Below are 12,173 nucleotides of genomic sequence, written 5' to 3'. Positions count from 1 at the left end.
GGGAAATTTGCGAGGTGAATCGGATTAATTTCAGTCTAAATGGCGATCGAGTTAACTGGGGGTACAGAAAATCATTGTCCTATTCTTTGACGAGCAATCCCTCATAGAGATATCCCTATAAAGACATCACAAAAAGTATCTTTGCTTTGCAGTGAAAGGAGACGAAAATTCTAATTCTGGTCTGATCTTGACAGCAAAAAATTCCCATGACTTAATTGAAATAGCAGATGAATATCAAAACTTTGGTGTTCGTCTCATGGGTACTACCTCCAAGCCGCAAGCAAATGTATGTCCAGTATTCTGGTCTGGTATTTGTCGAGGTTTAGGGTAACTCTCTACAGCAAATACTGGCTCAGCATACTGGATATGCGCTGGTTTGTGGCTTAGAGGTAGTGCGTTTGAGACGCTGACCACAGGGGTAAAGAAGGTTACTGGCTTGTTTGAGCCAGCCTATTTTCTGTACTTGATATTTCGATGCTGTTCAAATTTATAACCAGGGCAGCTATCAATGACTTCAAAACAGAAAAAGCGAAAGAAAGATCAACTCATTCGGGAATATGGGTCTCAATGTTGGTGGTGCAGGCATCAATTACCTGCAAAGAGCCTAACGCTTGATCACATAAAACCGAAAAGCAAAGGCGGTTCTAACTCATTGGAGAACCTCCGGCTTGCCTGTCTCCCATGCAATAAAACTCGCGGAAATAGTCTCTATCCACCTGAATGACTCATCCCAAATTTTGCTCCGAACATTTCTCCAGTTAATTCTGTAAACTTCAGCTAGCCAGAAAAAGAAATGCATAAGCTTCTAATGTTTAACGATGAAAAACTGCTTCGTCGTGCCCTGACTCATCGCTCTTATATGAATGAAAATCCGGACGAACTCGGACACAATGAGCGACTAGAATTTCTTGGTGATTCAATCCTTAATTTTATTAGCGGGCAGTATCTCTATCGAATTCTTCCAGAGATGGCAGAAGATGAAATGACACGGCGGCGATCGGCTCTTGTGGATGAAAAACAATTGGCTCGATTTGCGATCGAAGTGGGAATCGATTTGCGGATGCGATTGGGAAAGGGAGTCATCCGGGAAGGGGGCTATCAAAACCCAAATCTTTTGAGCAGCACTTTTGAAGCGGTTGTTGGAGCCTACTACCTGGATAAGAATTCAGTCATTGAGATGGTGCGTCCGATGGTGGAAGAATTGTTTACTTCTGTGCCTCAAGAAGTCGTGATCACTCGTTCTGCAAAGGATTCAAAGAATAAGTTGCAGGAAATTGTTCAGGCGACGGGTGCAGCCGCTCTACCTAAATATAAAACCGAACAAATTGGCGGTACGGACCATGCACCAGAATTTATTGCCAGAGTTTATGTCGGTGACAGGGCATACGGCGAGGGAAAGGGACGCAATAAAAAAGAGGCTGAAAAGGAAGCTGCTGAAGATGCTTTGAGAAAATTTAAAAAGAAAGGGTTAATTTGAAATCTTTAAACCCCAACTTCATTGTGCGAACAAGATGCACTGAAGAATCAATTCTCTACAACTGTGACGTGATCTTCTCGACCTATCAACTGGAGGAGTATAGTTTGATCGTAGTAGAACGATCGCGCTTCCTGTGCCTGACCTGGTGGTCTGACCTGGCTTAATTTGGGTTCAATGGGGTTTAGATAATTTTTTGAGTTAAGGGTGCGATCGTGTGGATGCGTCTTCGGGGGGTCTGCCATGAGTCTTTGCATTAATCCGCGCTGTCCTCAGCCCGACCATCCTGGGAATGGGGGCAATCATTACTGTCAGGCGTGTGGCTCAGAGTTAGTGCTGCAAGGACGCTATCGAGTGATGCGGCTACTGAGCGACAAGAGTGGCTTTGGTAAGGTGTACGAAGCGTTTGAGCGCAGCGTTCCCAAAATTCTCAAAATCCTGAAAGACAGCTATAGCAACAACGAAAAAGCAGTTGACCTGTTTCAGCAAGAGGCAGTGGTGCTGAGTCAGCTTCATCACTCTGGCATTCCATCGATCGAGCCAGATGGCTACTTTCAGTACAAGCCGCGCCAGACCGGAGAAGTGCTGCACTGCATTGTGATGGAAAAGATCGACGGTCCCAATCTGCGGGAATGGATGCGGCAGCAGGGCAACCATCCGATCGGCGAAAAGCAGGCGCGACAGTGGCTCCATCAGCTTGCGGAGATTTTGCATTTGGTGCATCAGCACAACTATTTTCATCGCGACATTAAGCCCGAAAATATTATGCTGCGATCGAGTGGGCAGGTGGTTCTGGTCGATTTTGGCGCAGCGCGTGAGATGACCTATACCTACCTGGCGCAGTTAGGCAAAACGGGCGGAATTACGCGCATCAGCTCTGCCGGATACACCCCGCCGGAACAGGAAAAAGGCCAGGCAGTACCGCAGTCAGATTTTTACGCGCTGGGCTGCACTTTCATTTATTTATTAACCGGGAAACAGCCGACCGATGGCGGAATGTATGATTCGCTGAACAACGAGTTTCACTGGCGGCAGTTTGCGCCTCAGATCACGCCCGCCTTTGCTGACTTTATTGATCGCCTGATTGCCCCCAAAGCAAGCGATCGTCCCAGAGATACCCGTGCTTTGCTCGACAGTCTGCATCAGCTTGTCCAAACTCCGGTCAACTCCACCAGTCCAACTTTCATTCAGTCCACTGCATGGCAGCAATTCAGCGCACCCACGACTCCTGAAACGACTCCTGAAACGACTCCCGGAACGACTCCCGGAATGGCAACGGGCGGATCGGTTCAAGTGTTAGCTCAGGCTCCGGGCTATTCACTGATTCTGCCTGGTAAAAAAGGTTTAAAATGCTGGGTCTGGGGCGGCACGATCGCGCTCCTCCTGGCTCTGGGTGGATATGGCATCTGGCAGGTGACAGGTCGGCAACATTCAACGGCCGTGACACAGGCAATTACAGTCGATCGTGATCTCAAGGGTCACACCAGCTTTATTAATACCCAGGTGATTGCGCCCGACGGCAAAACTTTGATTAGCGGCAGTGCTGACAACACCATTCGCATCTGGGATATGACCAGCGGACAAACCCTCCGCACCCTGGCAGGCCATACAAGCTTTGTCAACGCCCTCACCCTCACCCCCGACGGCAAAACCCTGATTAGCGGCAGTGCCGATCGCACCATCAAAATCTGGGACTTGGCAACGGGCAAGCTAGTGCATACACTGCTAGGTCATACAGGCTATGTCAATGCGCTTGATGTCAGCCCGGATGGACAAGTCCTGGCGAGCAGCAGTGCCGACAGCACGATCAAAATCTGGGATTTGCCGACCGCAAAGCTGGCTCGTACCCTGATCGGACATACGGGCTTTGTCAATAGCGTCATTTTCAGTCCCGATGGTCAAACCCTGGTGAGCGGCAGCACCGATCGCACCCTTAAAGTATGGAGTTTGGCAACCGGAACCGTCGAAAAAACCCTCACCGGACACACGGGATTTGTGAATGCGATCGTGATCACGCCAGACGGAGAAAAAGCAATCAGTAGCAGCGCCGACAAAACAATTCGGATCTGGAATCTCAGCGACGGGCAAACGATTCGCACCCTGGTCGGAACGAGCTTTTTTAATCCGCTCTGGCTCAGTCCCGATGGCCAAACCCTGGTGAGCGGAAGTGCAGAGGGCACGGTGCAAATTTGGAACGTCCCGACTGGAGAGCTAATGCAAAGACTGACGGGCTACGGCTCTGAGGTTCGGCATTTTGCCATCAGTCCCGACGGACAAACGATCGCCAGCGGCAGCGGTAGCCACGACATTAAAATCTGGAAGTTTCCCCGCCCTGCGACTCAGTAAGAATTTCAGATTGCGACTTCAGATTGCTACTGGGTCAGCCCATGCTCCAGCGCGTAGCGCACCAGTTCTGTCCGGCTATTGGTTCCTGTTTTGCTAAAAAGGCGGCTAACGTATTTTTCAACATTGCGAACGCTGGTATCAAGGCGACGTGCGATTTCCTTATTCATCAAGCCTTCTGCCACGAGTTCTAAAACGCTTTGTTCGCGGGGCGTAAAGTCGTGCTTGATCGGGGCAGGGGTTTGGGCAATGCCGCCGCGCTGGTTGAGCATGGCGCGAATTTCGGCAATCTGTTTCGCCATGTCCGCAATGTTAGGCGTTTCACTGTCGGAGGCGGCTTTGTTGAGGGCTGCCCGGCGGCTCAGCAAATTCGTGATCACAGCCACCAATTCATCAGGGTCAAACGGCTTCGAGAGATAAGCATCGACTCCGGCACTGTAGCCCTGAATGCGATCGGTCGTCATGCCCCTTGCCGTCAAAAAAATCACAGGCAGCGTCTCAAACCGGGGGTCATCACGCATTTGCTGAAGAAACTGGTATCCATCCACCTGCGGCATCATGATGTCTGTGATGACAAGGTCGGGGGACGATCGCTGTAGCAAATCCCAGCCTTCGCGGGCATTACTCGCAGTCTGCACCGTAAAGCCTTCATCTTCCAGGTATGCCTGCACTGCCTGACGCAATCCTGGCTCATCATCTACCAACAAAAGCTGACCTGCCATAGTTCCTTTTGCTAACTCACAAGGGGCGAACTGAGGAGCTAACTCAGTATATTTCTCACTCTAGCGAATTTCCCTGTTCTAAGAGTCTATCCAAAGCCAGTTAGCGAATGTTTTGAACGATCGCGATCGTTGCCCAAACCGCTTTCAATTCTGCTGCCTAAAATTCTACTGCCTAAAATTCTGCTGCCTAATCTCTACCAGTCGTCGAATCCGCTTCGTTTGAGCTTTGTTCAGGTTTGTTCAGCCCCTAAATTTCTTAATGCTGGGGGACCTTGATTGGTTTAGTGTCTCTAAATTGAGAGGTTAGGGGACGTTTTATCAGGAATTCTCCCTCATTCTGAATTTGTCTAGATTTGTGGGTAGACAGCCGTAAACTCTGGAAAAGAGTAACTCTCCTTGTCGTCCTCAAAATTATCGTTCTCAAAGTTGTCGTTCCCAAAGTCCTCTAGAATTGGGGAATGTAAGGGGCAATGGAGCACCTCAGATACTTCTCAAACAGCCTCTTCAGTCAACCGATAGAAGCAAAGTTTGATTGATGGAATTACGCTTTAGCCCCAAAGCTGGCGAGTCATTAGGGGAACTTTGCTTCACGATCGTCAGTTTTACTCATAGGTTCAATAAATTTTACTAAGTTAAATTGATTTTTCGGGAAGTGATCCCCGAATCTGGTAAAAACCAAAACTTAAGCGTTAAATTGCAGCCTGCGAATTTCTGCAAGCGTAGACAGTTCTGGACATCTCCAATCTCCCGATGGACTAGGACAACCCACCATGACTCCTCACTTTCCTCTGGCTCCTCGCTATCGCTTAGATGATGAACTGCCCTGGCTCGAAGGCATCGACCCGGCGCGGAACTACTGGATTTGGACCAATGGTGAGCGGGAAGCAACTGTGGCGATTCCTGGGATTGTGGCGCCTTCCTTAACCGAATTTAAATCGCTGATTCGCCAGTTTCGTGCCCTGCAACCGGGCGATCGCATGACGCTGACCCGCACCGCAGACGCTCTGGTAATTCACTGCATCAGCCCAAACTGCTACGCGATCGAAACTCAGATTTCTAAAGCACCTGTCTGGCATTTGTTTGATCAAGAAACCCTCGATAGCCTGCTGATGACCGGACATCCTGACTGGCAGTGTGCCCCCAAAGATATTGAACTGGGCCGACGGTTGCTGCTTCGCGCCTGGACTGCTGCCTGAAGAATTCGTAAAGCTCCCAACGGTGCGAACTCAATCCAATTAGTCGGGACTAAGATAGTCTTGATAGACTAGGGAGAAAAGGGTAGGAACAAAGTCCAATCCCTTTTTCAGATCTCTGCGTCAAGCTGTTGTTAGAAATAAGCTCTTTGTCCATGCTCATTGCCGCTTACCCCGTGGGGGAAACTGCTTTGCATCACCTGCCCGGATTTGTGCCCCTGATTGGTGGATTGTTGCCCGCATTGCCCCTGGATAGTCTGCTCTCCACGCAGGGGGTCATGGTCATGCTTCTGGTTGCCTATGCAGGAGCAATGTGGATGTTTCTCACCAGTGCGCCCAAGGTTTACACCGTAATGGTGTCTGACCTGGAACTGGCACGGCGATTTTATGAGGGAATGCTGGAACTGCCCGCTGCTGATGTGCCCTTGCACTACTACTACAACTACGAGCAGACGCTCGGAACCGCAGGCATCGACCCGTTCTATGGCTCAACCGCGAGCCTGGGCAGATCCAACGAGAGCTATCAGTACTCCGAAGGGCTGTGGTATCAGCTTCGCAAAAACACCCAGCTCCATATTGTTTCGGGGGCAGGACTCGGACCAAAAGATCGCCAGCGTCACGTCTGCTTCGACCGCGACTGTCTAGAGCAACTCTTAATGCGGGTTCAATCCTATGGCGTGAAATACAAGCTGCGTCGGGAAAAGCCGCTCAACTTCCTGGTGAAGGACTACGACGGTCGTATCATCGAAATGGCGGAGGTCTCTAACTAAACTCGCCGGATTCGTTGCTGTAATTAAGAGAAGCTGCAATTAAGAGAAAGAGTGAGCAATATAGAGAACCGAGACAGGCTGAAATAGCCGAGCCTGTTTATTTTAAATCCATCGATCGGTGAGCAAAGCTTATCTATGCCCGAAAATACCTCTCAGGAACTTGCAATTCTTGAAAGTCTGATTTAGTGTCTAGTAGGTTCGTTAAATCCTGATATTCGCGACTCATCCCTGACAAGAGTTTTAGTAAGCTAGTTAGGTCTTACCCTCGCTAGGGATATCCTCTCACATCTCATAAAAGTTGTTTAGGTTCAAGGGATCATTATGGAGCCTGAAGTGAAGCAAGAAGCTGAATCTCCTGGTTACAGTGCTGAAAACGTCAACGTCACGATTAGCACCGACGACTCAGGCACGCTGGCAAACTATTCCTCTACCGATGCATCCAATGAACAGTGGCGGCAGATTGGGGAGAAGATTTCTGCATTCCTGGCAGATCTGCCTGACTACCTGACTGACTTCTTCGGGGAATACAAACGCCCGATCGTCACGGTTGGGTTAATTTTTGGCGCGATCGTTGCTGCTAAGCTGCTGCTTGCCATTCTGGATGCAATCAACGACATTCCCCTGCTGGCTCCTCTGTTTGAGCTGGTGGGCATGGGTTATACTGCCTGGTTTGTCTATCGCTATCTCTGGAAAGCCTCCAATCGTCAGGAATTGGGCAGAGATTTTAACGCGCTGAAAGAGCAAGTCCTGGGCAAGTTTGACTAGGAAGTTTCATAGTTTGATGGGGTGGGTACTGCCCACCTGGTCCGCGCCTTGAGAGAGAAACAATACAAGCAAACAATACAAGATAGCGATCGGTTTCTAACGATCAAAAAAAGGGGGCTAAAGCCCCTTTCTGTTTGTAATGCCACTATTGGTGTAGTACTGCTATTGAATCGATCGAGATGGATAGGCACTCACTCTCAGGGGTCGTTTGAGCAGTTGCATCAGTTCATCCGTTGCCCCCTAAATCCCCCACCCTAAATTCCTCAAAGCGCCCTTATGCGTTTGGGAAGTGCTTGTCTAGGAGCGTGGGCACTTCTTTGGCTGAAATTTTGCTGTAGCGTGTTTTGTCCGGCATCACCACATTGGGACCCGCCTTGCAGCGTTTCATGCAGCCCGTTGGCTTAATCGTAATTTCCTGATCTAGTCCCCGATCGCTCAATTCTTCCTGAAGCGATGCGATTACTGCCCGTCCTCCTTTTTTGCAGCAATCTGATTTACCGCAAACAAAAATACAGCTCTTTTGATTTTTTGCCTTTGGAGCTTCTGAAGGAGTGGGCGGTTGAATCGATGGCTGAACAAATGATTCCATCGGTGGTTCCATCGGCTTCACGACCGTAGTTGACCCGTTGACCGTCAATGTACCTGTTAACTCACCAAGAGACTCGCGCAGCGTGCTATAGGAGCTTTCATCCAGCGTCAGCGGATTCACCTGATAGGCTTTGCGCTTCACCGAGCCTTTCTCAAGGTTCCACTTTTGATTACCCAATACTTCAACTCGCATTCCCGGCAGAAGCGATCGATACAGCAGGGGACGAATTGACTTCGACAGTTTAATCTGCTGCTCTCCGTCATCGGTTGCCAGCCGCAGATACTTAAGTTTGTAACCATCGCCCAAAGCAAATCCCAGAAATTGCCCTTCAAGCCGAAAATCAACTGTTCGCGAAGTAAAGCACTGAGTCATTTTAGGTAGAAAGAAGAGAAAGGATAGATTAGGTCGAAAGACTGAAAAGTGATGATCTTAAAAAGGTTCAAACTGCAAAGTTTTAGCACAAATTTTTAACGGCACTAGCCAGAGCACTGCCAGCATTTTTCGAGCTGCCCCACCAGTGCAGAACGCGACATTGACCACTGCTGCAAAACGCTGCGAACCTGCATAAGCGCAACGGGAGTGTTAGCAAGAACCCGCAGCCTACCATCAGCTAAACAGTCACAGCAAATATCGAGTTCCTGAAGCCTGTGGCAAACCTGCCAGCGGGCACTGCGATCGCACGAAATGACCTGAGCGTGATCGGTTTGGGAATGAGCCTGTTCCATGAGTGTGAGCGTCGTTCTGATAAAAATTTGCGGCGTAGTGCAAGCGTATTTCTAACTTGGATAGAAAAGGAGTTAGACGATTGGACGCAGCATCTTCCTCTGCAAAACTCCCGTTAAAAGAGGAAGTTTTCAGCAGAGCTTTGATCAGTCCACCCTCAAACTAAGCCGATCCAGGAAATCTTCGAGCGGCACTTATTGAGAATCTTAATCAATAACTCCTGACATCTAATGTACGATGCAATCGCTTCTTTTGCAAACAATTCGCAATTAGAAGCAACAAAACCGCTCGACCAGTCCGATAAATCCTGAAAAGTCACCCTGATGCGTCTGTTATACGCTCTCTTGGTGCTGCTCACTTCATTGGTTCAATTTAGACTTCCTGAGTAGGAAATTTTTCGATTCGCCCTTGCTCTGATTGCTCTGTATCGGCTATATGAGCTGTCCAGCGATCGCTCAGGAAGCTCAGCAGATCGCCTACCGTGTCAAAGTCTGAGTCGTGAAGCAGTTCTTCAATATCAATTGCAAAACTTTGCCAGAAGTCCTGACTGAGGGTAAACATCCAATCAAACCAGCAGATTTGGCTCCAGTGCAGATCTGCTTCCAGTCGATCGGTGAGCCGCACTCGTCCGATTTCTAAACCAGAGTATTGCTGGAGATGAGTATAGGCAAAGAGGGCGATCGGTACAGCAATTCCCTCTGGTTGACAGTATTGCTCAATCCATTCCTGTTCGATCAGGTAAGGACGCTGATCGAGCTGTTGCCGCACTCGACGACGCACCTGCAAATCTGGACTCATTGCCCTATAAGCCTTGAATCCCCGGTACCAATTTCTCCAGTTTTTCAACCGTTGCCACATAGTTCTCAGTGCGACGGGCTGCTGAACTGTCAGACAAGCCTTGTTCCCAGTATTCCCAGCTTAGGCTGAATTGCGCGAAAGTGGAGTGGGAGAGGGGCGAAGGGGTGGAGGGGTAGAATGCGCGGATGAGGAGTTGAAGGGGTCAGGAGGGGTGATTTGAGTCGGGCAAGAGGCTATCTTTTAGTATTGGGAGCAGAAATTTTATTCGCCTACTACCTATCCACCTATCCACCTATCTCCCTATCCACCCATTTATTTAGAAGAAAGACAATGACGCTTACCGTCTATGGCATTCCTACTTGTGGAACCTGCAAAAAGGCTTTGCAGTGGCTAGACAATCACGCGCTCAACTACGAGTTTGTGAATACCAAAGAGCATCCACCTTCGCGGGAAGCGATCGCGTCCTGGGTTCAAGCGTTGGGAGCAAAGCCGATGCGAAATACTTCTGGGCAAGCCTATCGGGCGCTGGGGGACGAGAAAAATGGCTGGACAGAGGCACAGTGGACTGATGCTTTTGCCCAGGATGTGATGCTGCTGAAGCGACCGCTGTTCGTTCAGGATGGTCAGGCGATCGCGGTGGGGTTTCGCGATGCGGAGGCAATTCGAGCCAGAATCCAGCCTTAAAGGGTTTGCTTGAAGGGTCTTGGGGGCGAGACCAGTTCACGGCTGATCGTTGTTCCAAACTGACTCTTCCCCTTCCCGCACAATCAAAATTTCTTCTGATCGAATGCTGACCTCTACCCGATCGCCATACTGAATGCCTAGAATTCTGGGCAGGATTAGCTCGATCGTGCCGGGGTCTTGAAAATGACCCAGTTTCGTTTCGGGGCGCGGGTAATAGACCCATCCGCCATAAATGCGCGAGTAATAGCTCAGGCGACAGGGCGAAAAGGAGAAATCTTCCGGCGCGTGTTCGGGCGACCATTTGACGCCGTGAAATGTGTACTGGGGCATTTGCACAACAAACTGAGCCGGGCGCAGCGACACATTCAGCGTGGCGGGATAATCGCTCGATAAATCTAAGCCTAGTTCTTTAAAGAACGGTATCTGCATCTCGATACTGCCCCTGGGATAAGGACTCTCCTTCGATCGCCCCGACGCGATCTGATGCCCTGCAACAACCACACCCGCCACCGTTTTCCACACCATTTCCTGTGTCCTTTTCCTGACTCTTTTCTTAGCTTTTAATAACAAGCTAAAGACAGACGATCGCTCAAATTCCTCATGCTAGCCTGTGAGCAATTGTTATGCTCGCTTCACGTTTAAGCTCACTTTTTACTTTGACACCAGAAGGAATTTTTCATGGTTCAAACGCCCCCTCCCTCAATTTCCCCTAAACAAATGACCATTCTGCGAATTGCCACCGCAATGGCTTGGTCAGATGGTGGACTGACAACCGAAGAAGTGAATGTTCTGCTCGATCGCCTCAGCCAACTGTTTGCCAGCGATAGCCACCAGCAGCAGCTTCACCAAGAACTCCAGGATTACATGATGCAAAACCTTCCCCTGGATGAACTCCTACCTAAGCTGCAAACTGAAGAAGAAAAAGAGCTGGTGCTGCGCCTAGCCTACGAAGTGATTCGATCGAGTTCTCGCGTTCCCAGCGAAGCCAAAATCAACCAGGAAGAAGCCACTGCTTACGAAAAACTGATTAGCTCCCTCAACCTGCCCTCAGAGAAAGTTAAACAAATCGAGTCCGAGATCGACGCTTTAGATAAAAAAGATGATCTGATTGATTTGTTGACAGAGCGGTTGGGGAGTTCTGCTTGAAGGCAGAAGAAGGATGGGAGGATCAGTTGAAATATCCCTCCGCCCTTCTAACTCATCTCCAACATCCGCCGAATCGGCTGCAAAGCCGCCTGCTGAATCTCAGGGGTGAGCGTGACTTCAGGCGATCGATTTTTCATTGCCAGGTAAATCTTCTCCAAAGTGTTGAGCCGCATGTGGGGGCACTCGTTGCAGGCACACTGATTTTGTGGCGGAGCGGGAATAAACTCTTTGTGCGGAGCGGCTTTCTGCATCTGGTGAATGATGCCGGGTTCGGTGACGACGATAAAGCGATCGGCTTCGCCCTTGAGCGCGTAGTTCAGCAGAGCCGTCGTCGAGCCAATATAATCAGCATGTTGCAGAACGGCGGGTTCACATTCAGGGTGGGCAATCACCTTTGCCTGCGGGTGTTCCATCTTGAGCTGAATAATCTTGCGCTCCGAGAAGGTTTCATGCACGATGCAGCTTCCCTGCCATAGCACCAGATTTCGTCCGGTTTGCTCCATTACATAGCGTCCTAGGTTGCGATCGGGCGCGAAGATGATCGGCTGATCGGCGGGGATTTGCGACACGATTTTGACAGCGTTTGAGCTAGTGCAGATGATATCGCTCATCGCCTTAATTTCTGCTGTGCAGTTGATGTAAGACACCACCAAATGGTCTGGGTGAGCCGCCTTAAAACGGGCAAACTCCGCCGGAGGGCAGCTATCTGCCAGCGAACAGCCTGCGTTTAGATCGGGCAGCAGCACCAGCTTATCGGGATTGAGGATTTTTGCCGTCTCTGCCATAAAGTGAACTCCGGCAAAGACAATCACATCTGCGCTGGTTTTGGCGGCTTCCTGAGAAAGTCCTAGCGAGTCGCCCAAATAATCAGCAATGTCCTGAATCTCTGGGTCTTGATAATAGTGCGCCAGAATGACAGCGTTTAGCTCTTGCTTCAACGCCTGGATCGTGCCAACGAGGTCAAAC

15 protein-coding genes are annotated in these 12,173 nt (G+C 49.7%); 8 read left to right on the top strand and 7 right to left on the bottom strand.

The window, feature by feature from the left end; genetic code table 11:
* The first annotated feature begins 508 nt into the window (after positions 1-508).
* Together H6F80_RS16240 and rnc are read left to right on the top strand one after the other, a co-directional pair.
* On the top strand, positions 509-724 hold the full coding sequence (locus H6F80_RS16240; RefSeq protein ID WP_190792567.1) for an HNH endonuclease: 216 nt from the start codon (positions 509-511) through the stop codon (positions 722-724).
* Between the two features lie 69 nt (positions 725-793).
* A complete protein-coding gene (gene rnc / locus H6F80_RS16235) occupies positions 794-1,477 on the top strand; it encodes a ribonuclease III (RefSeq protein ID WP_190792566.1) in 684 nt (227 codons plus the stop codon).
* A gap of 47 nt (positions 1,478-1,524) precedes the next feature.
* Here the strand turns inward: rnc and H6F80_RS16230 are convergent, their stop codons facing one another.
* On the bottom strand, positions 1,525-1,719 hold the full coding sequence (locus H6F80_RS16230) for a hypothetical protein (protein ID WP_190792565.1): 195 nt from the start codon (positions 1,717-1,719) through the stop codon (positions 1,525-1,527).
* Between H6F80_RS16230 and H6F80_RS16225 the strand changes: the two genes are divergently transcribed.
* The gene (locus H6F80_RS16225) at positions 1,718-3,820 is read left to right on the top strand and encodes a serine/threonine-protein kinase (RefSeq protein ID WP_190792564.1); all 2,103 of its coding nucleotides are present in this window, start codon (positions 1,718-1,720) and stop codon (positions 3,818-3,820) included. The genes H6F80_RS16230 and H6F80_RS16225 overlap by 2 nt on opposite strands.
* Positions 3,821-3,846: 26 nt before the next feature.
* On the opposite strand, the gene H6F80_RS16220 is transcribed toward H6F80_RS16225, so the two are convergent.
* Positions 3,847-4,539 carry a response regulator transcription factor gene (locus H6F80_RS16220; RefSeq protein WP_190792563.1) on the bottom strand — a complete coding sequence of 231 codons (693 nt, stop codon included), beginning with the start codon at positions 4,537-4,539 and terminating at the stop codon, positions 3,847-3,849.
* Between the two features lie 770 nt (positions 4,540-5,309).
* Between H6F80_RS16220 and H6F80_RS16215 the strand changes: the two genes are divergently transcribed.
* From H6F80_RS16215 to H6F80_RS16205, 3 genes are all read left to right on the top strand, one after another.
* Positions 5,310-5,735 carry a hypothetical protein gene (locus H6F80_RS16215; RefSeq protein ID WP_190792562.1) on the top strand — a complete coding sequence of 142 codons (426 nt, stop codon included), beginning with the start codon at positions 5,310-5,312 and terminating at the stop codon, positions 5,733-5,735.
* Between the two features lie 152 nt (positions 5,736-5,887).
* Positions 5,888-6,502 (top strand): VOC family protein, encoded by a 615-nt coding sequence (locus tag H6F80_RS16210; RefSeq protein ID WP_347277887.1) that lies wholly within the window; start codon positions 5,888-5,890, stop codon positions 6,500-6,502.
* Between the two features lie 321 nt (positions 6,503-6,823).
* A complete protein-coding gene (locus tag H6F80_RS16205; protein ID WP_190792561.1) occupies positions 6,824-7,267 on the top strand; it encodes a CAAD domain-containing protein in 444 nt (147 codons plus the stop codon).
* A 274-nt stretch (positions 7,268-7,541) separates the two neighbouring features.
* Here H6F80_RS16205 and H6F80_RS16200 read toward each other — a convergent pair whose 3' ends face one another.
* From H6F80_RS16200 to H6F80_RS16190, 3 genes are all read right to left on the bottom strand, one after another.
* Complete coding sequence (locus H6F80_RS16200) at positions 7,542-8,228, bottom strand: (2Fe-2S) ferredoxin domain-containing protein (RefSeq protein WP_199296621.1); 687 nt, start codon at positions 8,226-8,228, stop codon at positions 7,542-7,544.
* Positions 8,229-8,332: 104 nt separating this feature from the next.
* Positions 8,333-8,581: an Asr1405/Asl0597 family protein gene (locus H6F80_RS16195; RefSeq protein WP_190792560.1), complete on the bottom strand. Its 249-nt coding sequence runs from the start codon at positions 8,579-8,581 to the stop codon at positions 8,333-8,335.
* Positions 8,582-8,951: 370 nt separating this feature from the next.
* Positions 8,952-9,377 carry a hypothetical protein gene (locus H6F80_RS16190; RefSeq protein WP_190792559.1) on the bottom strand — a complete coding sequence of 142 codons (426 nt, stop codon included), beginning with the start codon at positions 9,375-9,377 and terminating at the stop codon, positions 8,952-8,954.
* A 330-nt stretch (positions 9,378-9,707) separates the two neighbouring features.
* Between H6F80_RS16190 and H6F80_RS16185 the strand changes: the two genes are divergently transcribed.
* Positions 9,708-10,061, top strand: a complete 354-nt coding sequence (locus H6F80_RS16185; RefSeq protein ID WP_190792558.1) for a Spx/MgsR family RNA polymerase-binding regulatory protein — start codon at positions 9,708-9,710, stop codon at positions 10,059-10,061.
* A gap of 36 nt (positions 10,062-10,097) precedes the next feature.
* Here the strand turns inward: H6F80_RS16185 and H6F80_RS16180 are convergent, their stop codons facing one another.
* Positions 10,098-10,586, bottom strand: a complete 489-nt coding sequence (locus tag H6F80_RS16180) for a hypothetical protein (RefSeq protein WP_190792557.1) — start codon at positions 10,584-10,586, stop codon at positions 10,098-10,100.
* A 153-nt stretch (positions 10,587-10,739) separates the two neighbouring features.
* Here H6F80_RS16180 and H6F80_RS16175 point away from each other — a divergent pair, with 153 nt between their 5' ends.
* Positions 10,740-11,207, top strand: coding sequence for a tellurite resistance TerB family protein (locus H6F80_RS16175; protein WP_190792556.1), 468 nt, complete (start codon positions 10,740-10,742; stop codon positions 11,205-11,207).
* A 47-nt stretch (positions 11,208-11,254) separates the two neighbouring features.
* Here the strand turns inward: H6F80_RS16175 and nadA are convergent.
* Positions 11,255-12,173, bottom strand: a 919-nt coding sequence (nadA, locus tag H6F80_RS16170) for a quinolinate synthase NadA (protein ID WP_190792555.1), incomplete at its 5' end; no start/stop codon positions are given.

Source organism: Leptolyngbya sp. FACHB-711, assembly GCF_014695615.1.
Lineage (GTDB): Bacteria > Cyanobacteriota > Cyanobacteriia > Elainellales > Elainellaceae > Leptolyngbya_A.
This window is presented reverse-complemented; position numbering and strand designations above follow the sequence as displayed.